Raw genomic sequence first — 21,009 nt, 5'->3', positions numbered from 1 at the left:
TCAGGCAGCCTGCGCCAGGCGGATGATTTTATGCGGCAGCTGCGGCACAGGTTCATCCGTCTCGAAGAAGAATTTATCGTGGCCGAACGCGGGCTTCAAATCGTCCATCCACGTCGCTTCCGCATCGAATTTCGCAAAGAACGGCCGGCGCACCCAGTCCGGGTTGCGTGCCTGCAAGAATTGCAGGGCAAACAGTTTTTCGCCATTGATGGTGACGATGCCGTCGATGACGATCTTGCCGGGAAAGGCGCTCATGGACGGTCCCCGCACCGTGCGCGACAGGCCCGACACCATCTGGTAGGCGGCCTGGAAAATTTCGTGCGCCTTCGCCAGCGGCAACTCGAAATAACCGCGCGGGCCCGTGTCCCGTTCCACAAACATGTAATACGGAATCGCTCCCAGGCGCGTGCCCGTCTGCCACAGTTCGGCCCAGCTTGCCGGATCTTCATTGATGTGGCGGATCAGCGGCCCCTGCATGCGCACGGTGGCGCCCGTGGAAACGATGCGTTTCACGGCTTGCTGGGCGATGTCCTGGCGCAACTCAACGGCGTGGCTGTAATGGCCCATCACGGCCAGGTTCTTGCCCGCCTTGACGATGCGCTCGAACAGGCGCATCAAGTCATCCGCATCGCGGTCCGAGACAAAGCGCTGCGGCCAATACGCCACCGCCTTGGTGCCGATGCGGATGTTCTGGATGTGTTCCAGGCCCGGTGCCAGCAGCGGCTCCAGGTAGGCCGCCAGTTGCCGCGTGTTCATGATCATCGGGTCGCCGCCCGTGATCAGCACGTCCGTCACTTCCGGATGCAGTTTCAGGTAGGCGGCCAGCTCGTTTGATTCGCGCGCATCGAACTTCATGTCGTCCATGCCGACGAACTGGGGCCAGCGAAAACAGAAAGTGCAATACGCGTGGCAGGTCTGGCCCGCGCTGGGAAAAAACAGCACCGTCTGCGCATACTTATGCTGCAGGCCGCGCACGGGCGCGTCGTTGACCCGCGGCACGTTATGCGTCATTTGCCCGGCAGGATGGGGATTCATTCCCAGGCGCAAGCCATGCACATAGGCGTCGATGGCCGCCTTGTCGCGCTGCACCAGCACCAGGTCGCGCAGGTGCGCGTACTGCTCCGGCGGCAGCATGTCGCGGTGGGGAAAGACGAGGCGGTAGATGGGATCGTCAGGGATGTTGTTCCAGTCGATCAACTGATCAAGCACATATTCATTGGTGCGAAACGGCAAGACGTGCGAGACCACTTGCACGGCTTCGCGCTGCTCTTCCGGCAGCCATTCCCACTGCCGCGCCTGTTGAATGGTTTGCCGCGTGTACGGCTTGAACTTGGGTGCAGACGGCTCGGTAATGAGTGCGGACACGATCAGCTCCTTGCCTGTAAATGGCGACAACTTTCATGAAATCGGCCGTATATCGGCCAATTCCAGCTTTTTCCTCTCCATGCCAGTCCAGCGCGGCATGCTGTGAAAGTCATCATAGTTCTTGCCTATAAGAACCAAATTGCTACATATCAACAAGCGGTCGATACGTTGCATGCTGCCTACAAGCAACACCTAAGTTTGTTCCACCGCAATTTGATGGGACTGTCGGCGACGTAAATTACGGCTTGGCAACACATCCCTCGATATCACAAGGAGCTTTCATGAAACGCTTATTCACGGGTAGCCTGCTGTGCCTGGCATTTGCCGGCGGCAGCGTCAGTGCCGCGGTCGAACCAACGGAAAAAGACGCCATCGCCATGGCCGAACGGGGCGCCGCCTTCATGAAGGCGCATGGCAAGGAAGAAATGATGAAGAAAATCACGGCGAAAGACCCGGACTTCGTGCAGGGCTCGCTGTACGTGGACATGCGCGACATCAAGACGGGCATCGTGCTGGCCCACCCGATCAATCCTTCCATCGTCGGCAAGGATTTGACGGATGTGCCGGACGCGAATGGCAAGAAATATCGGCGTGAAATCATCGAGCTGGCGCAAAAACAGGGCAAGGGCTGGGTCGATTACCAGTACAAGAATCCCACCAGCGGCAAGATCGAGCCGAAGACCACGTACATCCTGCGCGTCAACGATGTGGTGCTGGAAGCGGGCATCTACAAAAAATAAGGCAGGGGCGGCGTGCACGCCGCGCGCCGCCTGCGGTTTGATCAGCCATAGCCAGGAGTCAAGCATGCTCAATCAATTACGCATCGGACCAAAATTATTGCTGGCGCCCACCCTGGTCTTGCTGTTGCTGATACTCAGCTCGAGCGGCGCCTGGTATGGCATGGTGCGGCAAAATGCCTCGCTGGAAAACATGGTGCGGGTACGCATTACGCATTTGAAGGCGGCCGCGGACGTACTAGGCGAGGCCAAGCACGTACATGGCAATATGTACCAGCTGCTGTCATGGACGAATGGCAGCTTCGCCAAGGCCCGCCTCGATGCGCTGGAGCAACAGATCAAGGCGCGCCACGCGGCCATCGGCGCCCAGCTGGGCACGCTGCGTTCCACGGCCACGGGTGCCGAGCGCACCCTGGTCGATGCGGCCATCACGGCCCTGGCCGGCTATCGCAAGGCCGTACTGGAAACCATGGAAATGGCGCAGATGGACCAGTCGATCGCCACCAACTCCATGCTCAAGGCGGAAACCCAATTCGTCCAGTTCAATACGCAGCTGGCGCAACTGTCTGCCCTGGAAACAACGCTCAGCAGCCAAGCCCACGCGACGGCCAGCGCCGAGTTCCGCAGCCTGGGCTGGAGCCTGCTGCTGACGGTGGCGCTATCGATCCTCGTCTCCATCGTGGTGACCATGCTGGTGCGCCGCGCCATGCTGGTGGAAATCCGCGGCATTGCCGACGCCGTGCAAGACCTGGCGGCGGGCAAGCTGATGGCCAGCGCCCCCAACAAGCCGGGCAATGACGAAATCGCCGCCACGTCGCGCGTGCTGGACCAGACCATCGCCCACCTGAACCAGACCTTGCGCACCATCACGGGCGCCGTGCAATCGATCGACACGGCCTCGCGCGAAATTGCCACCGGCAATCTGGACCTGTCGGCGCGCACGGAAATGCAAGCCAGTTCACTGGAAGAAACATCGAGCGCCATGGAAACCTTGACGGCAGCCGTCAACAACAATGCGGACAATGCCCAGCTGGCTTGCGAGCTGGCGGGACAAGCGTCGACCCTGGCCGTGCAAGGGGGAGCATCGATGCAGCAGGCGGTGGCGACAATGGCGACGATACGCGCCAATTCGCGCCAGATCGTGGATATTATCGGCGTGATCGACGGCATTTCCTTCCAGACCAATATCCTCGCGCTGAATGCGGCGGTGGAGGCGGCGCGCGCGGGCGAACAAGGCCGGGGCTTTGCCGTCGTGGCGTCGGAAGTGCGCACCCTGGCGCAGCGCTCGGCGCAGGCGGCCAAGGAAATCAAGACCCTGATCGCCACCTCCGTCACCACCATCGACGGCGGCAGCGTGGCCGTGCAGCAGGCGGGCGACAGCATGGGCGCCATCGTGGCCTCGGTGCAGCAAGTCAACGAGATCATCCAGCGCGTGAAAGAGGCCAGCGCCGAGCAGGCGTCGGGCATCACGGAAGTAAATCAGGCCGTCGCTCAAATGGATGACGTCACGCAGCAAAACGCGGCCCTGGTGGAGCAGGCGGCAGCGGCGGCGGCCAGTTTGCAGGACCAGGCCGTCAAACTGTCGGCGGCGGTCAGCGTCTTTACCCTGGATCCAGCCGCGCCGGCCACGCCCGCCGGCGCGGACGACGACGCCTTTCAAGACCCCGCCATGACGCCACCCCAGGACCGGCGCGCGCTGCACAGTCCGCTGCGCGGCAAGCCCGGCATGCGTAACGCCAAGGATGCGCCCCAACGCCGGCGTGGCTAGCGAGGTAACTCGATGACAGGCGCGCGCATCGGCTTGCTCAGGTAGGGCGAGCCTGCCAGCACGAAACGCCACGGCGTCTCCATCGCCTTGGAAATGCCGATGCGCGGCCCCGCCCGTACCGCAACCTCATCCTCGCGGGCCAGCAGCATGAACGGCGGCGCATCGAGCGCCAGCCGGTTCTGCAGATGGCTCACACCGAGCGCCTGGCACACCTTGCCCGGCCCCGAACACAGCAGCCGGGCATCCTCGACGCCGCGCCGTTCGCGCATGGTATCGAGTCCCACGAGCGGTTCGATGGCGCGGATCAACACGCCCGCGCCATGGCCCGCTTCGCGGCACACAAAGTTCAGGCACCAGTGAATGCCGTACGAGCGGTAGACATAGGCGTGCGCGGGCGGGCCGAACATGGCCGCATTGCGCGGCGTCATGCCGCCATACGTGTGCGAGGCGGGGTCCAGCCGGTCATACGCTTCCGTTTCCACGATGCGCCCGCCCACGCCGTCCACCAGCACGGTCACGCCGATCAACTGACGCGCCACGCTGCTGGAATCGTCCGCAAAATCGATACCCGCGAGGATTTTTTTCATCCGGCAATTGTACTGCCGCACTGTCCGCAGCACGCCTGGCCCCACCTTGAAAACAAATAAAACTTGATTTTTCCATCATGAGTATCGGGATAGGGAGCGTCATAAAATGTGGAAAATAGGGGATGGAGCAAGCCAAAACGGGGATTTTTTCCAGAATAATTTGCAGAGACGAACTATTGCCATGCATAAACAGCGATAATCGTCGGGCAATGCACCAGACGCCCACGAGGCCGGCAGCGGCAGTGCGCAACAGAATAACCACAGGCAAGGCAATGATGATGAGAGCGGCAGCGCAAAAGCAGGTAGTGCAGGAAGATCCGGTTGACGCCCTGATGCGTTCCATCCGTATCCCGCCGCGTCCCAGCCTGCTGGTCGACCTGCAGCGCGAACTGGCCGAACAGGACCCGTCGCCGCGCCGCATCGCGCGCATCATCGCCGACGATGTCGGCATGTCCGGCGCCCTGCTGAAACTGGCGAATTCGCCGTTCTATGGCGCCGCGCGCAAGGCCAAATCCGTCGAGCAAGGCATCAACTTTCTCGGCATTAACCAGTGCAGCGCCATGATGACGGGCTTGCTGGCGCGCCAGGCGCTGGAAGCGGAAGGCGTGGAACTGACCCACTTCTGGGATGTGTCGGCCAAGCGTGCGCGCGCCCTGGTATTTACCTCGCGCAAGCTGCGCATCGCCCCGCCCGACATCGCCCACACCTTCGGCCTGTTCTGCGACATCGGCGTGCCCCTGCTGATGAACCGCTTCCCCGACTACGTCAACACGTACGCGGCGGCGGCCAACGATGCGCACAATTGTTTTACGGCCCTGGAAGACGCGCGCCACCAGACCAACCACGCGGCCATCGGCTGCTTGCTGGCACGCAACTGGGGCCTGTCCTCCGACGTTTCCTGGGCGATTTTGCACCACCACGACTACACGGTGCTGGCCGACCCGTCCACGGACGATGCCATCCGCTCGCTCGTCGCCCTGTCGCTGCTGGCCGAAAAAGGCATTCAGCGCTACCATGGCAACAGTACCTCGCTCGAGTGGGACAAGGGCGGTGAGCTTGCATGCCAGCATCTTGGCCTGTCGCAGGAAGAAGCCGCCGACCTGCTCGACGAGCTGCACGAGATGTTCGATACCGACCATTGAAGTATCAGGCGGCCGCGTCCGCCTGTATGATCTGTCCCGGCGCCAGGCAAAGCCTTGGCGCCCGTTTCCGTTTGCCTGACCCGTATTTCTTAACCTGTTGATCGCCATGCCCAAAAATAAGCGCCCTGTCCCCCGTAAATCCGCCAACACGCCTGAAGACAAGGACGAATCCCTCACGCGCATGCTGTGCACGATGGCCCTGAACCTGGCCGAGCAGGAAGACAGCGAATCGCAGGGCACGGTGCTGGCCGAGCAAGCCGTCGAATTCGGCCGCCTGATCCGCAAGGCCTTGAATCAAAAGAAGGATGAAATCCTGTACGACGCCATCGAGCGTTCCAAGTACGAAGACGTGGGCGCCTACCAGTATCTGCGCAGCCATATCGAGGAAGCGGCGTCCATTTCCGTGATCCGCCGCGAAAACGCCCCGGCCATGGAAATCAACGCCTTCGTCGTGCCCCTGCTGGTGCAAAGCACGGGCGGCCTGAAAGAAGCGGACAGTTTCCAGGACCAGGACGCGTTCGAAGCGCTGGTGAAAAGTTTCCAGCAAGCAGAACTGGAAAGCGCCAAGGCCAAGGTGGTATTGATGAGCCATGCCTATGACCTCGATGAAATCGACCGCATTACCTATAGCCATCTGCATGAGATGGTGCGCGATGCCTATTCGTCGATGACGGACAAGAAGATCGTCGCCACGCCGGGCCTGGAAAGCAGCATCGTCGGCTGGAGCGAGACGGCTTTCGGCCCGCAGGACACGGCCGTCGAACTGCGCTTCCTGCTGGGCTTTGCCCTGAAGCGCGTGGACGACCCGTTCTATGCGGAACCGAAGGACGAAGCGGCGCTCGACGCCTGGTTTGACGCGCGCATGGCCCGCTACCAGCAGTGGACGACGGAAGTGGGCGACCTGGTGAAACGCTGCCTGGCACCAGCCGGCAACGCGCTGGAAGTGAGCTTCCTCTACCAGGACCTGTTCCACGGCGGCAAGGAACAAGGCATGAGCGAATATGCGATGCTGCAGATGATGTCCGGCATCAACCATGCCTTGGCGGAAAACAAGGTGGACGCCGGCGACGTCTCGGTGGTCGTCGGCCCGGCCGATGAACACGGTGAAATGCTGCTGCGCGTGAACGTCAGCACGGCGGGCGGCGCACTGCTGCACAGCGCCGACAAGCCGCTGGACCTGGCCGCCGACCTGCAGGACGAAGTCGACGACATCTGCGACGCGCTGGCCACCATCGGCGTCACCAACTTGTCCGTGGCGCTGAGATTCGATGCCAAGGGGCAACCACTGGAAGCGCAGCCGTACGCGCCTGCGTAAAGGCCGGCAACACGATTAACGCGCGGCCGGCTCCGGTTGGCCACGCAGCGACAGCCACGCCTGCAATTTCTGCGCATACGCGAGCGTGTACGCCGGGCTGCTCGACGGCAAGCTGACGATGCGGTAACGCTGCGCGTGCTCACCCAGCACCTTGAGGCCCAGCTTGGCGGCCGTGCCGCCGTTGAAGGCGATCGTGTGCAGCCGCGGCAGGCTGGCGGCCAGGGCCACCAGGTCATTGTCGTCGCGGGCGCGGATATTGCTGTCCAGGCTGCCCGTGCGCTGCGCCTGCGCCACCACGTCCCACAGGCCCACGCCGTGCGCCAGCAAGGTGCTCAAGCGTATCTCATAGGGCAGGCTGCTCAAGTCCACGCCCAGCACCTCGCCCAGCAGCATCCAGAACTTGTTCTGCGGGTGCGCATAGTACTGGCTATGCGCCAGCGATTTTTCGCCGGGCAGGCTGCCCAGTATCAGCAGGCGCGTGCCGGCATCGACGACAGGGGCGAAACAGCGCTTGCGCGGGTCCGGCATGGCCGGTTCAACAGACAATAAGCGGGTCAAAAGCGGCATCCTGCAGGATTGGGGACAGCGTCTATTTTACTGGGGCCATTGCACGGGCACAGACATGATGCCCTTGTCATCCCACACCAGTACCTGTGCCGTATGAAATCTGCCTTGCGGTGTGACGGCATTGCCGACGCCGTTGACATGGTATTGGTAGCCCGATCCATAGCGCTGCGCCACGATCGCACGCGCCTGTGTAGCCATATCTCCATGCGAGGCATGCAGCTGGAAAGCCACGCCAGCCATGCCGAGGATCAGGCCGCAGATGGCAGGGATGCGCAGATCGCGTCGCTTGTAGCCCCTGGCATCGCAGGCGGCCATGACGGCAGGCATACCCAGCTGACGATACAGGTAATGAATGACCCACAATGACAGCACGGCTTCCAGCACCGACCAGATACGATAGCCGGGTGCGAGCTTGAATTGCATCACCGTCAGGGACATCGGCTGCAGAAACAGGAAATCGATCGCCAGCACGGCAGGCACGATCCAGAATACCGCCAGCCAGCGCAGCCATACTGCCGCGCGCAGCTTGCCGCGCACCAGGCAGGCACCAAAGATCAGCAAACCGAGATTGCCAAACACATAGGTCCGGCTACCTGTCTGCAAGGTTTCCAGCAAGCCCGCAACTCGCAACACCACCCATGCGAACAGCAACACATAGCCCGCAGACCGCAGAAAGGGGCCGGCTGCTTCCTTGAGCGCGGCAGTGGCCGGATCGAGCGGCTTGTCCTGCGGCCGCGCGGCCCACTGGCGCTGTTCTGCCGCATGGTCATCCTGCTGGCGCTGGGCAATTTCCGCTTCGATGCGCTGGCGCCGTGCCGCATCGGCTCCGTCGGCGCCGGACAGGGCTTGTTGCAGGGACGCCATCGAATAGCGCTGGTAATCAGGGTGGCTGGCTTGCAATGTCACGGATACCTTTATTCCATCTGTGCAGTGAGTGAAAACATTTCCAATTGGAAATAATAGCCCATAATTTCCAATACAACAATTCTGCGGGCGGTTCGCTGCGTTCGGTTGCCTGAGTTCCGGTGTAGAATTTCCAGCCAGAACACCACACAAGAGACCGCCCATGCGCACCATCGACACCCTGCTGGCCCAGTATGGCGAAAGCCACCGCAACCACGTCAATGAATGGGTGCACATCGTGTGCGTGCCGCTGATCGTTTTCAGCTTGCTGGGGCTGCTGTGGAGCGTGCATCCCAGCGTGGCGCTGCTCGGCAGTATCCTGGCCTTATACTATTACTACAAGCTGTCGCGCCCGTTTGCGGCGGGCATGCTGGCGATGCTGGCCGCCATGCTGGGCCTGCTGCAGCTCATGCCGCCGCTGACCATCCTGCCCGCGTCGCTGGCGCTGTTCGTGCTGGCCTGGATAGGCCAGTTCATCGGCCACCAGATCGAAGGCAAGAAGCCGTCGTTTCTCGACGACTTGCGCTTTTTGCTGGTGGGTCCGCTCTTCGTGCTGGGATTTTTGTACCGGCGCCTGCGGCTGGCGTATTGAGCGGCAGGCGGTCACGTGGCCACTCGGTCACGCGAGGCCAGTAACAGATTTTTACTATTCGCAACTAGTTATCTTAGGCAAGTGTCCTTATGATAAGTCATCATCTGCCGGTCGACGCAATCGGCAACCAACTTTTGTCCAAGGGAGTCCTACATGAAAGCACCAATTATTGCAGTGGCATTGCTCGCCACCCTGGCCGGCTGCGCCGTACAACCGAACTCGGCAAATGTCTACAACGCGCGCCAGGCGCAGAATGAACAATCGGTTCGCATGGGCACGGTTGAATCCGTGCGCCAGGTAACCATCGACAAGGGCGAAACGGGCACGGGCGTGCTGGCTGGCGCGGCGCTGGGCGGCGTGGCCGGCTCGACAGTCGGGGGCGGCAAGGGCGCCATTGCGGCCAGCATCCTCGGCGCCGTCGCCGGCGGCATGGCCGGCAAGAGCATAGAAGCGAACGCGTCCAACAAACCCGGCCTGGAAATCACCGTGCGCCTGGACAATGGCGACATGCGCGCCATCGTGCAAGACGCAGACGAGCTGTTCCGCCCCGGCGAGCGCGTGCGCCTGCTGTCGGACGGCCGCAAGACCCGCGTCACCCACTGATCTGCTTGCCGGCGCATGCGCTCAGCCGAATGCGCCGGCAGCGAGCAAGGCAGAAGGGTGCAGCCAGATGGCAATCACAGCAGTCACGACGACATATACAAGCACGCTCCATACTTTGATGTGCAGTGAGGCTGGCATGGCGGTCCCCTTCAAAGATGCAATCCGGAAAATATTTACTTGATATTAATGTAAATATTTTCATAAATTCAATATTTTTCAGAAGCACTGCGCTGGCTCAATGCCTGGTATTTCTTGGCAACACATCGAGCAAGCTCGACCGCACTCGCCATCGCTGCACGATGCCCGCTCGCCATCGCTGCGCGATGCCCGTATACTTGCGCGATGTCCTCTCCTCTCCTGTTCATCATTGCCTGCCTGATCTGGGGCTCCACCTTCTGGGCCATCACCTTGCAGCTGGGCGACGTCGCCCCCGCCGTTTCCGTGGTCTACCGCTTTGGTCTCGCGTCCGCCACCCTGTTTGCCTGGTGCGCCGTGCGCGGCGACCGCCTGCGCCTGCCCTGGCGCGCGCAAAAATGGATGCTGCTGCAGGGCCTGGCCTCGTTTGCCCTCAGCTATGTGTGTACGTATAGTTCGGAGCAATACCTGGTGTCGGCCCTCGTCAGCGTGCTGTTCGCGCTGATGGTGTTCTGGACGCCCTTGCTTAACCGCATTGCCTTCGGCACACCGATCACCTGGAGCACCTGCTGCGCCGCGTTCGTTGCCATCTGCGGTATCGTGCTGCTGTTTTACCAGTCCATCGGCGCGGCGCTGCACGACATCCTCGGTGGCGGCAACGGGCATTTCCTGCTCGGATTCATGCTGGCCCTGGTGGCCACCGTCTCCAGCACGGCAGGCAACGCCCTCGTCATGAAAGTGCGCGAACAGTCGGGCAATGTGATGCTGACCATGGCCTGGACCATGCTGTGGGGCACCTTGATGGTGGCTAGCTGGGCCATCGCCACGGGCCAGTCCTGGCAGCTGCCCGCGCGCGCCAGTTACTGGATGGGATTGCTGTACCTGGCCCTCTTCGGCTCGGTAATCGCCTTCAGCGCGTATTTCACTTTAATCGCGCGCATCGGCACGCAAAAGACCGTGTATATCGGCGTCGTCACGCCCGTCATTTCCGTGCTGCTGTCGGTGCAGTTCGAACATTACCGGCCCGCTCCCATCGAATGGGTGGGCATGGTGCTGTGCCTGTCCAGCGTGGCATGGGCCCTGACGTCGGGCGCGCGCAAGACGGCTGCCGTTTCCTCTCTTTCCACCACTTCATCCGCAAAGGCAACATGAGCACCTCTTCCTCCCTCGCCATCCGTCCCGCGACCGCATCCGACGTGGCCGCCATCTTCGGCATGATCCATGAACTGGCCGTGTTTGAAAAACTCGAACACATGATGATCGCCAAGGAATCCATGCTGCACGACAGCCTGTTCGGCAAGCACCCCGCGTGCGAAGCGCTGGTCGGTGAGGAACATGGTGAAGTAGTGACGTTCGCCCTGTTCTTCCACAACTTTTCCACCTTCCTGTGCCGCAAGGGCCTGTACCTGGAAGACCTGTACGTGAAGCAATCGGTGCGCGGCAAGGGCTATGGCAAGCAGATGCTCGTGGCGCTGGCGCAACTGGCCGTCGAACGCGATTGCGGCCGTTTCGAATGGTCGGTGCTGGACTGGAATGAAAACGCGATCAACTTCTACCAGGGCATGGGCGCGGACGTGATGCCGGACTGGCGCATCTGCCGCGTGGCCGGCGATGCCTTGACGCAATTGTCGGCGGGCACGCCGAAAGCGGTCTGATTGGAATTGTAGCGAGGGAACTGACAATGCAAGTTCCCAAAAAAAATCCCCGCGGGCTAGCGGCACCGCGGGGTGAACCCATTGTCAAGTGGGAGGGGGAGAATGCAATCAACGGTTATCAATATAAACGCAGCCGCTTGCGATGGCGCAGACCTTTACATTTGCTTACCGGGCCTTACATTTGACTTAAATCTGCTAACCAAGTGTCACCAAGTGTCGCTCGGATGACACTGATTATTTCCGTGGTTCAATCAATGTGCCGTGCAAGCCGATATGTTGTTGCGCAACCCCACTGCCACCCTGCGAATTTTTATAGATTTGGTACACTGTCAGGCAGGCGATGCAGCCAGCAACCACGGCAAAAATGACCATGCGACGCTCCTTGAGTATGCTTGATGGGATCAGGGCTCGCGGCTGATGATGTCCAGGCGAGCAGGGAAGATTCAGTGTGGCATCTGCGACGTTGGGGGCATTGCGCAATGTCAAACGCGCCAATTTGACGGGGTCATGGCGTTTGATATGACGCAAAGTGGCGGCATTCCGCTCACACAAAATGAACGCATCATTTCGCATCCGGGAGCCACATCATGAATGTCTCTGCCAAACCGCTCGTCATGAAGATCTACCGCGCCTACCTGCGTTCGCGCCTGGAACGCTACACGCGCGACTTGCAAGCCATCGCCGAACAGCGCGAAAACGACTTCCAGGCCGAACGCATCCTGCACCAGGCCGTCGTCTCGGTGCGCTCGAAACTGCATTCGCTGTAACCGTGATGCCGTCAGCGCTGCCGGCCGGCCACGGCCCAACGCTCCACCAGTTCGAACAGGCCTTGCGTCAGCAGGGCCAGCACGGCTGCGGGGATCGCGCCGGCCAGCAGCATGTCGTTGTCATTCAGCGCCAGGCCGATGGTGATGCGTTCGCCATAGCCGCCCGCGCCGATGAAGGCGGCGATGGTGGCCGTGCCCACGCTCATCACGGCCGCCGTTTTCACGCCCGCCAGCATCACGGGCAAGGCCAGCGGCAAGTCCACATGCAGCAGGCGGTCGCGCCGGCTCAAGCCCAGCGCCAGCGCCGCCATGCGCAAGCCTTGCGGCACCTGCAAGATGCCCGTGCACGTGTTGCGCACGATGGGCAGCAAGGCGTACACGAATAGCGCCACCAGCGCTGGCACCAATCCGATCATGCCCAGCACGGGAATCAATATCGCCAGCAGGGCCAGCGACGGCACCGTCTGCAGCACGCCGACGAAGGCCAGCACGGTTTGCCGCAGCGGCGCCGAAAACGCCGCCAGCACGCCCAGCGGAATGCCGATCAGGCACGCCAGGGCCACCGACAGCAGCACCAGCGTCAGGTGCTGGCGCGTCAGGGTCCACAGATCGTCGCCGATGATTTTATCGAGCAGGCCGCTGCGCGCGGCGGCCGGTGTGTTCGCCCGCGTGCCCGATGCCAGCCACTGCCGCGCCACGCCGGCAAAGCTCTTGCCGTCGATTTCCACGGCCGCATTCATGGCGATCATGTCGCCCTCGCTGATGCGCCCCTGCAAGCCTTGCAAGGCTCGCCAGGCAGCGGGAAAGCGCTGCGGCAGGTCGAGCCGGTACAGCAGCATGGCGTCGTAGCGGGGAAAATACTGCTGCGTGTCAGCCAGCACGCGCAAACCGTACTGGCGGATCTTCGCGTCCGTCGAATAGATGTCGATCACATCCACCTGGCGCTGCGCCAGCGCTTCATAGGCGATGCCGTGATCGAGTCCGCGCGGGCGCTGCGGCAGTCCATAGCGCGCGGCCAGCCCCGGCCAGCCATCGATCCTGCCGATGAATTCATGCGACAGGCCGAATGTCAGGGCCGGGTGCTGCGCCAGCTGCGCCAGGCTCGTGATGGATGTTTCATCGCCGCGCATGGCCAGCGCATACGTATTGTTAAAGCCCAGCGGCACGGCCACGCCCAGCCCCAGCGCCGCCAGCTCGCGCCGCATCTGCGCCTGGTCGATGGCTTTGTCGTGCTTGAGAATTTCGCTGGCGATGGTGCCCATGTATTCGGCATATACGTCGATGCTGCCTGCCTGCAGCGCGGCCAGCACGATGGCCGTGTTGCCCAGGCCCTGGCGGTGCTGCGCCCTGACGTGCGGCGCGGCGCTCTGCTGGATGATCTCGCCGAGGATGTACGATTCCGTAAAGCGCTTCGAACCCACCTTCAGGGTGCCGCCGTCAAGGGCGTGTGCGGGCGCGGCGACGCCGAAAACAAGCAGCAACAACAGGTAAACACAACGCACGCGGCGCTCCAGGACGGATGATCAATCCGGCAAGCTTACCACCGGCGCGCGCCAGACACCGCCGTGCACCACGCCCGCGCACGGGTTCAGGCCCAGCGCATACGCCAGGTCGGCCGGGCGCGCGATGCGCCACAGGGCGAAATCGGCGCGCTTGCCCACTGCCAGGCTGCCCGTTTCCTGCTGCAAGCCCAGCGCGCGCGCCGCATGGCACGTAACACCGGCCAGCGCTTCCTGCGGCGTCAAGCGCCACAAGGTGCACGCCATGTTCATCGCCAGCAGCAGCGACGTCATGGGCGACGTGCCCGGATTGCAATCGGTGGACACGGCCATCGGCACGCCGGCCGCGCGCAAATCTGAGATGGGAGGTTGCTGTACTTCGCGCAAAAAATAATAGGCGCCCGGCAGCAGCACGGCCACCGTGCCATGCCGCGCCATGGCGGCGATGCCCTCGTCCGACAGGAATTCCAGGTGGTCGGCCGACAGGCCGCCGTAGCGGGCCACCAGCGCCGCCCCGCCCAAATCCGACAGCTGCTCCGCATGCAGTTTGACGGGCAGGCCCAGCGCCTGCGCCGCCTCGAACACCGTTTCGGTTTGCGCCGGCGTAAAGCCGATGCGCTCGCAAAAGGCGTCGACGGCGTCAACCAGTCCATCGCCGGCCAGCCGGGGCAGCATCTGCGCGCACAGCAGCTCGATATACGCATCGGCCTGTCCCGCGTATTCGGGCGGCAGCGCGTGCGCGCCAAGAAACGTGGTGCGCACGGATACGGGCAGCTGTTCGCCTATCCTGCGCGCCACGCGCAGCATCTTCGCCTCGCTGTCCGCATCGAGGCCGTAGCCGGACTTGATCTCCAGCGTGGTCACGCCCTCGGCCAGCAGCGCCAGCACGCGGGGCAGGCTTTGCCGCAGCAATTCATCGTCGCTGGCCGCGCGCGTGGCGCGCACGGTGGACATGATGCCGCCGCCGGCGCGGCTGATGTCTTCATAGCTGGCGCCATTCAGGCGCGCCTCGAATTCGTCGCTGCGGTTGCCCGCGTGGACGATGTGCGTATGGCAGTCGATCAGGCCGGGCGTGAGCCAGCAGCCCTGGCCGTCGTGCAGCACCGCGCCGCTGGCCGGCAGCTCGTCGCCGGGGCCGAACCAGGCGATGCGGCCATCCTTGACGGCGATGGCCGCGTCGAGCAGTTCGCCATAGCCATGTTCCATGGTGGCCAGGTGGACGTTGTGGATGACCATATCCCAGTCTTGCATCGCTTTTCTCTCCTAGATGAACAGGTCGACGCGGAACACGGCCGTGCGCTGCAAGGCGTCGAGCCGCCAGTCCGGCGCGTCGTCGGCGTCCAGCAGCAGCGCGTCATGGCGGGCCAGCGCGAACTGCTGCTCGCCACCGCGCGCCAGCACGTGGCCTTCGCCGGCGACGAACAGCAGGGTCGCCGCACTGCGCCGTACCAGCTTGCCCGGCGCCGTGATTTTTTCCAGCTGATGGCGGCAGCGGTCGCGCCGCGTCATCACATTGAAATCCGTCGTCGGCCCCTTGACCTGCGCAACCACGGCCACTTCGCCGGGAAACCACAGCATCGGTTGTGCCGCGCTCAAAACCACCTTGCGCGTGCCGTCGAGCGTCAGCTGCACGCTGTCGCCATCGACCAGCATCAGGCTGCGGTCAATGCCGGGAAAGCTGGAAAACGGCCCGCTGGCCGTGATCGTCGCCAGGCTGATACGCCAGTCAAAATCGTCGAAACCGGCGTCCGGCGGAGAAATGGCGATTTCCGTCGTGCTGCCGCCGCCGTTTTTCCACGGTGCGACGCGCAGGTATTCCTGTGGGATGAAGGTCGCCATCAGAACGCCCTCAGTTGCGCCAGGGTGCGCTTGTAGGCGGTGGCGATGGCGTCCTGCGCCACGTGGCGCCCATCGCGCACCTGCCACTGGCCGCCGCACAGCACGTCGCGCACCAGCTTGTCGTTGCCGCAGAAGATAAAACTGCCCAGCACGTCGGCGATGGCCACGCCGCACAGGTTCACATGCGCGTCGTCGAGCACCAGCACATCGGCGCGGCAGCCCGGCGCCAAAGCACCGAGCTTGCGTCCGGCCGCCTGCGCGCCGCCCCGCAAGGCTGCCTGCCACAGATAGTCGCCCACATGGCGCTGCTCCGGCGTGGCGGCCACATTGCGCTGCTGGCGCTGCAAGCGCTGGCCGTATTCGAGCCAGCGCAATTCCTCCACGGGCGACTGCGACACGTGGCTGTCGCTGCCGACGCCGAAACGCCCGCCGGCGGCGATGAATTCGGCCAGCGGGAAAAGGCCGTCGCCCAGGTTCGCCTCCGTCGTCGGGCACAGGCCCGCCACGGCGCCGCTGGCGGCCATCCGCGCCACCTCGTCGGGCTGCACATGCGTGGCGTGCACGAGGCACCAGCGCGCGTCGACGTCGACCTGGTCGTACAAATACTGCACCGGGCGCCGGCCGCTGTAGTCGAGGCACTGGCGCACCTCGCCCTGCTGCTCGGCGATGTGGATGTGGATAGGGCGATCTGCGGGCAGCGCTTGCGCCACTTCGCGGATCTGCGCCACGCCGGCGGCGCGCAGCGAATGCGGCGCAAAGCCCACTTCCACCTGCCCGCCGCGCTGCGGCGCCAGCGCCTCGATGATGCGCAAGACATCGTCCGCACCGGTGCGGAAGCGCGCCTGCTCGGGTTTGAGGGGCTGTGCGCCGAAGCCCGCATGGCTGTACAGCACGGGCAGCATGGTCATGCCGATGCCGCTGATGCGCGCCGCCGCCAGCACCCGTTCAGCCGTTTCGGCGGGACGCGCATACAGGTCGCCAGCCGCATCGCGCTGCAGGTAGTGAAATTCGCACACGGACGTGTAGCCATGGCGCAGGCATTCGGCAAACAGCTGCGCGGCGATGGCTTCCATCTGTTCCGGCGTGATGTGGCGCGCGAAGCGGTACATCAGCTCGCGCCAGGTCCAGAAGCTGTCCGCTACCTGATTAACCTCGTCACCCGCAACCTCCGTCATGCCGCCCAGCGCGCGCTGGAACGCATGCGAATGCAGGTTGACCATGCCGGGCAAGACATACTCGGCCACTTCGGCACCGGCGGGCGGCGAAGCGCCCTCTTTGACGTGCGTCAAGTCGCCGGCCGCATCCCATTCCAGCAGCACGTCGCGGCGCCAGCCTTGCGGCAGCAGCGCGTGGCGCGCGAACAGACAGGTACTCAACGCGCCACCCATGCCACGGCCGCTTCCATCATCTGGCGCAGCAGCGGCTGCACCCGGGCCGCCAGGTCGGGCCGGTAGCCGAATGGCGCCGCCTCGTCCATGCCAGGTTCATTCATGTACAGGCACTGGCACATCTCCAGCTGGATCGCATGCACGCACTTGTCCGGCTGGCCGTAATGGCGCGTGATATGGCCGCCTTTGAAGCGGCCATTCAAGGCCACTGTAAATGCATCCTGCGCGCGCGCGATGTCCACCACGGCGGACGTCAGGCCAGCATCGCAGCTGGCGCCATCGGCCGTGCCGAAGTTCAGGTCGGGCAGCTTGCCGTCGAAGAAGCGCGGCACATGCGAGGCGATGGAATGGGCATCCCACAGCACCACGGCGCCATGCACGCGCAGCAGCCGGTCCAGTTCCGCGCGCAGCTGCTGGTGGTACGGCGCCCAGTAGCGCTGCAACCGGCGCTGCACGTCAGCCGCATCGGGCTCCTTGCCGGCCAGGTACAGCGGCTCACGGTGGAAGGTATCGTTGGGCAGCAAGCCCGTCGTGTCCTGGCCCGGGTACAGATTCGTGTCTTCCTGCGGGCGGTTCAAGTCGATGGTGTAGCGCGACCAGCGCGCCGACAGCACCGACGCGTCCATCTCCTGCAAAAAACCATACAGCTCGCGCAAATGCCAGTCCGTGTCGGCCTTGATCAGGGCCTGCGGCGTCATGCGCGCGGCGATATCGTCCGGTATGTCGGTGCCCACGTGGGGCATCGACACGAGCAGCGGGATGCTGCCTTCGTTGAAGCGGAAATCCATGCCTGTCTCCTTGCGCCCGCTCAAGCGTACAGCGGGGCGAACAAATTCTTGCAGGTGCTGCTCAATTCGCCCTGCAGCACCATCTGCTTGGCCGCCTCGATGTCGGGCGCGAAGAAGCGGTCGGCGTCGAAGAACGGCACCTTCTGGCGCAGCTGGTGGTGCACGTGTTCCAGGTGCGGCGAGGTTTTCAGCGGACGGTGGAAATCGATGCCCTGCGCGGCGGCCAGCAGTTCGATGCCGACGATGACGGCCGTGTTGTGCGCCATGTCGTCCAGGCGGCGCCCGGCGAACGTGGCCATGCTCACGTGGTCTTCCTGGTTCGCGGACGTGGGCAGGCTGTCGACGCTGGCTGGATGGGCGAGCGACTTGTTTTCCGACGCCAGCGCGGCCGCCGTCACGTGGGCGATCATGAAGCCGGAATTGACGCCCGGGTCGCGCACGAGAAACGGTGGCAGGCCGGACAACGTGGCGTCGATCAGCAGCGCGATGCGGCGCTCGGCCAGCGCGCCGATTTCGGCGATCGCCAGCGCCAGGGTGTCGGCGGCAAAGGCCACCGGCTCGGCATGGAAGTTCCCGCCCGAGACGATTTCCGCCTGCCCGTTGGGGCCATCCTGGAAGATCAGCGGATTGTCCGTGACGGCATTGGCTTCGATCAGCAGGGTACGGCCCACGTTGCCGATCAGATCGAGGCAGGCACCCATGACTTGCGGCTGGCAGCGCAGGCTGTACGGGTCCTGCACGCGTTCGTCGCCTTCCAGGTGCGAAGCGCGGATCGCGCTGTTGGCTACCAGCTGGCGGTACATCTGCGCGGCCAGTATCTGCCCCGGCTGTCCCCGCACGGCGTGCACGCGCGCGTCGAACGGCGAGTCGCTGCCCTTGGCCGCGTCCAGCGACAGCGCGCCCGTGACCATGGCCGCTTCCAGCAGGCGCTCGGCCATGAACAGGCCATGCAGCGCCAACGCGTTCGACACTTGCGTGCCGTTGATCAGCGCCAGGCCCTCTTTCGCCGCCAGCACGACGGGCGCGATGCCTGCCTGCGCCAGCGCTTCGGGCGCCGCCATCAATTCGCCGTTGACGCGCACGTCGCCCACGCCCAGCATGGCCAGGGTCATGTGCGACAGCGGTGCCAGGTCGCCCGAGGCGCCGACGGAGCCCTTGGCGGGAATGGCCGGCATGATGCCCGCGTTGTACAGGGCGATCAAGGTATCAACGATCAGCGGGCGCACGCCGGAAAAGCCGCGCGCCAGGCTGCCGATCTTCATCAGCATGATCAGGCGCACGACGGCGTCCGACAGCAGCTCTCCCGTGCCGACGGAATGCGACAGGATCAGGTTGCGCTGCAATTGCTCGAGTTTTTCATCGGGGATGCGCGTCTTGGCGAGCAGGCCGAAGCCCGTGTTGATGCCGTAGGCCGCATCACCCTTGGCGACGATGGCTTGCACGGCGGCGGCCGACGCCTCAATGACGGGATAGGCCTCGGCGGCGAGGATCAGTTTGGCGGGCGCGGCCCAGACGGCGCGCAGGTCGCCCAGGGTCATCGCGCCCGGTTTCAGGGTCCAACTTTTGGCATGCTGTGTCATAGTCATTCGCATCAAGGTCTCAAGGAAGCATTGGAAGAATCAGGCCGTTGCGCTTGGCGCAGGCGGCCGCGGTTTCATAGCCGGCATCGGCATGGCGCATCACGCCCGAGCCGCTGTCGTTGACCAGCACCCGGGCCAGGCGTTTCGCCGCCCCTTCCGTGCCGTCGGCCACGATGACCATGCCCGCATGCTGAGAATACCCCATTCCCACGCCGCCGCCATGGTGCAGCGAGACCCAGGTGGCGCCGCCGGCCGTGTTCAGCATGGCGTTGAGCAGCGGCCAGTCGGAGACGGCGTCCGTGCCGTCCTTCATGCTTTCCGTCTCGCGGTTCGGGCTGGCGACGGAACCCGTGTCCAGGTGGTCGCGGCCGATGACGATGGGCGCCTTCAGCTCGCCCGTGCGCACCATCTCGTTGAAGGCCAGGCCGGCGATGTGGCGCTCGCCCAGTCCCAGCCAGCAGATGCGCGCCGGCAGGCCCTGGAAGGCGATGCGTTCGCGCGCCATGTCCAGCCAGTGGTGCACCTGCTTGTGGTGCGGGAACAGCTCCTTGATCTTCGCATCCGTTTTATAGATGTCTTCCGGGTCGCCCGACAGGGCCACCCAGCGGAACGGCCCCCGCCCTTCGCAAAATTGCGGGCGGATATACGCGGGCACGAAACCGGGGAAGTCGAAGGCGTTCTGCACGCCCTGGTCGAACGCCACCTGGCGGATGTTGTTGCCGTAATCGACGGTGTGCACGCCCATGGCGTGGAAATCGAGCATGGCCTGCACGTGGGCGGCGCAGGAATCGGCGGCGGCCACCGTCAGGCGCGCGTGGCGCTGCGGGTCTTGCTGCGCCGCCTTCCAGTCCGACACGCTCCAGCCGCGCGGCAGGTAGCCGTTGACCAGGTCGTGCGCGGACGTCTGGTCCGTCACCAGGTCCGGCACCAGGCCGCCCGCCTTGGCGCGGCGCACTAGTTCCGGCAGCACTTCGGCCGCGTTGCCCAGGAGGCCAATGGAAATGGCTTCCTTGCGTTCGGTGTGATATTTCACCAGCGCCAAAGCTTCGTCCAGGCTCGCCGCCTGCTTGTCCAGGTAGCGCGTGCGCAGGCGGAAGTCGATGCTGCTTTGCTGGCATTCGATATTGAGCGAGACGGCGCCCGCCATGGTGGCGGCCAGCGGCTGCGCGCCGCCCATGCCGCCCAGGCCCGCCGTCAAGATCCAGCGCCCGCCCCAGTCGCCGCCGAAATGCTGGCGGCCCGCCTCGGCGAAGGTTTCATACGTGCCCTGCACGATGCCCTGTGTGCCGATGTAAATCCAGCTGCCGGCCGTCATCTGGCCGTACATGAACAGGCCCTGGCGATCGAGTTCGTTGAAGTGTTCCCAATTCGCCCATTTCGGCACCAGGTTGGAATTGGCGATCAGCACGCGCGGCGCGTCCGCGTGGGTCTGGAACACGCCCACCGGCTTGCCGGACTGGATCAGGAGGGTCTGGTCGTCTTCCAGTTCGCGCAGCGAGGCGAGGATCTGGTCGAAACAGGCCCAGTTGCGGGCCGCGCGGCCGATGCCGCCGTAGACGACCAGGTGCTGCGGATTTTCCGCCACTTCCGGGTCCAGGTTGTTTTGCAACATGCGGTAGGCCGCCTCGGCCTGCCAACTCTTGCAAGCCATGACCGTGCCGCGCGGGGCGCGGATGGTACGGCTGGCATCAAAGCGTGGATCGGTGTCCATTGTGCTGTTCATGCTGTCTCCTCGTAGGGTGCGAGCGGGCGTACCTGGCCCGCTCTGGTACTCCCAGC

At 63.8% G+C, this 21,009-nt stretch carries 21 protein-coding genes; 9 read left to right on the top strand and 12 right to left on the bottom strand.

What is annotated here, in order from left to right; translation table 11 throughout:
- Nucleotides 1-1,365 (bottom strand): KamA family radical SAM protein, encoded by a 1,365-nt coding sequence (locus AC1Q6X_RS14590; RefSeq protein ID WP_492497663.1) that lies wholly within the window; start codon nt 1,363-1,365, stop codon nt 1-3.
- Between the two features lie 281 nt (nt 1,366-1,646).
- On the opposite strand from AC1Q6X_RS14590, the gene AC1Q6X_RS14585 reads away from it, so the two are divergent.
- Nucleotides 1,647-2,105, top strand: a complete 459-nt coding sequence (locus AC1Q6X_RS14585) for a cache domain-containing protein (RefSeq protein WP_034780434.1) — start codon at nt 1,647-1,649, stop codon at nt 2,103-2,105.
- 64 nt (nt 2,106-2,169) lie between these two features.
- Nucleotides 2,170-3,870 carry a methyl-accepting chemotaxis protein gene (locus tag AC1Q6X_RS14580; RefSeq protein ID WP_492497662.1) on the top strand — a complete coding sequence of 567 codons (1,701 nt, stop codon included), beginning with the start codon at nt 2,170-2,172 and terminating at the stop codon, nt 3,868-3,870.
- Here the strand turns inward: AC1Q6X_RS14580 and AC1Q6X_RS14575 are convergent.
- Nucleotides 3,867-4,457, bottom strand: a complete 591-nt coding sequence (locus AC1Q6X_RS14575) for a DNA-3-methyladenine glycosylase (RefSeq protein WP_492497661.1) — start codon at nt 4,455-4,457, stop codon at nt 3,867-3,869. The genes AC1Q6X_RS14580 and AC1Q6X_RS14575 overlap by 4 nt on opposite strands.
- Before the next feature lie 275 nt (nt 4,458-4,732).
- Here AC1Q6X_RS14575 and AC1Q6X_RS14570 point away from each other — a divergent pair, with 275 nt between their 5' ends.
- Both AC1Q6X_RS14570 and AC1Q6X_RS14565 read left to right on the top strand, forming a co-directional pair.
- A complete protein-coding gene (locus AC1Q6X_RS14570) occupies nt 4,733-5,599 on the top strand; it encodes an HDOD domain-containing protein (RefSeq protein ID WP_070224224.1) in 867 nt (288 codons plus the stop codon).
- Nucleotides 5,600-5,705: 106 nt separating this feature from the next.
- Complete coding sequence (locus AC1Q6X_RS14565) at nt 5,706-6,914, top strand: hypothetical protein (protein ID WP_492497660.1); 1,209 nt, start codon at nt 5,706-5,708, stop codon at nt 6,912-6,914.
- Between the two features lie 15 nt (nt 6,915-6,929).
- Here the strand turns inward: AC1Q6X_RS14565 and AC1Q6X_RS14560 are convergent, their stop codons facing one another.
- Both AC1Q6X_RS14560 and AC1Q6X_RS14555 read right to left on the bottom strand, forming a co-directional pair.
- On the bottom strand, nt 6,930-7,442 hold the full coding sequence (locus tag AC1Q6X_RS14560; RefSeq protein ID WP_492497689.1) for a DNA-deoxyinosine glycosylase: 513 nt from the start codon (nt 7,440-7,442) through the stop codon (nt 6,930-6,932).
- Nucleotides 7,443-7,508: 66 nt separating this feature from the next.
- Nucleotides 7,509-8,549 (bottom strand): hypothetical protein, encoded by a 1,041-nt coding sequence (locus tag AC1Q6X_RS14555; protein ID WP_492497659.1) that lies wholly within the window; start codon nt 8,547-8,549, stop codon nt 7,509-7,511.
- Between AC1Q6X_RS14555 and AC1Q6X_RS14550 the strand changes: the two genes are divergently transcribed.
- From AC1Q6X_RS14550 to AC1Q6X_RS14535, 4 genes are all read left to right on the top strand, one after another.
- Complete coding sequence (locus tag AC1Q6X_RS14550) at nt 8,548-8,976, top strand: Mpo1 family 2-hydroxy fatty acid dioxygenase (RefSeq protein ID WP_099409131.1); 429 nt, start codon at nt 8,548-8,550, stop codon at nt 8,974-8,976. The genes AC1Q6X_RS14555 and AC1Q6X_RS14550 overlap by 2 nt on opposite strands.
- 153 nt (nt 8,977-9,129) lie before the next feature.
- Nucleotides 9,130-9,579, top strand: coding sequence for an outer membrane lipoprotein (locus AC1Q6X_RS14545; RefSeq protein ID WP_034780449.1), 450 nt, complete (start codon nt 9,130-9,132; stop codon nt 9,577-9,579).
- A 342-nt stretch (nt 9,580-9,921) separates the two neighbouring features.
- Nucleotides 9,922-10,866 carry a DMT family transporter gene (locus AC1Q6X_RS14540; protein ID WP_492497658.1) on the top strand — a complete coding sequence of 315 codons (945 nt, stop codon included), beginning with the start codon at nt 9,922-9,924 and terminating at the stop codon, nt 10,864-10,866.
- The gene (locus AC1Q6X_RS14535; protein ID WP_492497657.1) at nt 10,863-11,369 is read left to right on the top strand and encodes a GNAT family N-acetyltransferase; all 507 of its coding nucleotides are present in this window, start codon (nt 10,863-10,865) and stop codon (nt 11,367-11,369) included. Before AC1Q6X_RS14540 ends, AC1Q6X_RS14535 begins: the two co-directional genes overlap by 4 nt.
- Before the next feature lie 234 nt (nt 11,370-11,603).
- Here AC1Q6X_RS14535 and AC1Q6X_RS14530 read toward each other — a convergent pair whose 3' ends face one another.
- On the bottom strand, nt 11,604-11,942 hold the full coding sequence (locus AC1Q6X_RS14530) for a hypothetical protein (RefSeq protein WP_139143096.1): 339 nt from the start codon (nt 11,940-11,942) through the stop codon (nt 11,604-11,606).
- 14 nt (nt 11,943-11,956) lie between these two features.
- Between AC1Q6X_RS14530 and AC1Q6X_RS14525 the strand changes: the two genes are divergently transcribed.
- Nucleotides 11,957-12,136: a hypothetical protein gene (locus AC1Q6X_RS14525; protein ID WP_034746290.1), complete on the top strand. Its 180-nt coding sequence runs from the start codon at nt 11,957-11,959 to the stop codon at nt 12,134-12,136.
- Nucleotides 12,137-12,147: 11 nt separating this feature from the next.
- On the opposite strand, the gene AC1Q6X_RS14520 is transcribed toward AC1Q6X_RS14525, so the two are convergent.
- Genes AC1Q6X_RS14520 through hutU form a run of 7 tightly spaced genes read right to left on the bottom strand, consistent with a single transcriptional unit; the run spans nt 12,148 to nt 20,953 of the window.
- The gene (locus AC1Q6X_RS14520) at nt 12,148-13,638 is read right to left on the bottom strand and encodes a glycine betaine ABC transporter substrate-binding protein (protein ID WP_492497656.1); all 1,491 of its coding nucleotides are present in this window, start codon (nt 13,636-13,638) and stop codon (nt 12,148-12,150) included.
- A gap of 21 nt (nt 13,639-13,659) precedes the next feature.
- Nucleotides 13,660-14,886, bottom strand: coding sequence for an imidazolonepropionase (gene hutI, locus AC1Q6X_RS14515; RefSeq protein ID WP_492497655.1), 1,227 nt, complete (start codon nt 14,884-14,886; stop codon nt 13,660-13,662).
- Nucleotides 14,887-14,898: 12 nt separating this feature from the next.
- Complete coding sequence (locus tag AC1Q6X_RS14510; RefSeq protein WP_492497654.1) at nt 14,899-15,474, bottom strand: HutD/Ves family protein; 576 nt, start codon at nt 15,472-15,474, stop codon at nt 14,899-14,901.
- The gene (locus AC1Q6X_RS14505) at nt 15,474-16,862 is read right to left on the bottom strand and encodes a formimidoylglutamate deiminase (RefSeq protein WP_492497653.1); all 1,389 of its coding nucleotides are present in this window, start codon (nt 16,860-16,862) and stop codon (nt 15,474-15,476) included. Before AC1Q6X_RS14505 ends, AC1Q6X_RS14510 begins: the two co-directional genes overlap by 1 nt.
- The gene (gene hutG, locus AC1Q6X_RS14500) at nt 16,847-17,650 is read right to left on the bottom strand and encodes an N-formylglutamate deformylase (RefSeq protein ID WP_230501947.1); all 804 of its coding nucleotides are present in this window, start codon (nt 17,648-17,650) and stop codon (nt 16,847-16,849) included. The genes AC1Q6X_RS14505 and hutG overlap by 16 nt, the downstream gene beginning before the upstream one ends.
- Before the next feature lie 20 nt (nt 17,651-17,670).
- Nucleotides 17,671-19,230: a histidine ammonia-lyase gene (gene hutH, locus AC1Q6X_RS14495; protein WP_492497652.1), complete on the bottom strand. Its 1,560-nt coding sequence runs from the start codon at nt 19,228-19,230 to the stop codon at nt 17,671-17,673.
- A gap of 19 nt (nt 19,231-19,249) precedes the next feature.
- Nucleotides 19,250-20,953 (bottom strand): urocanate hydratase, encoded by a 1,704-nt coding sequence (hutU, locus tag AC1Q6X_RS14490; protein ID WP_230501944.1) that lies wholly within the window; start codon nt 20,951-20,953, stop codon nt 19,250-19,252.
- Nucleotides 20,954-21,009 lie beyond the last annotated feature (56 nt).

It is taken from the genome of Janthinobacterium sp. GW823-FHT06H09, from assembly GCF_058794735.1.
The sequence above is the reverse complement of the archived record's forward strand: the minus strand, read 5'-3'. Positions and strand labels throughout refer to the sequence as shown.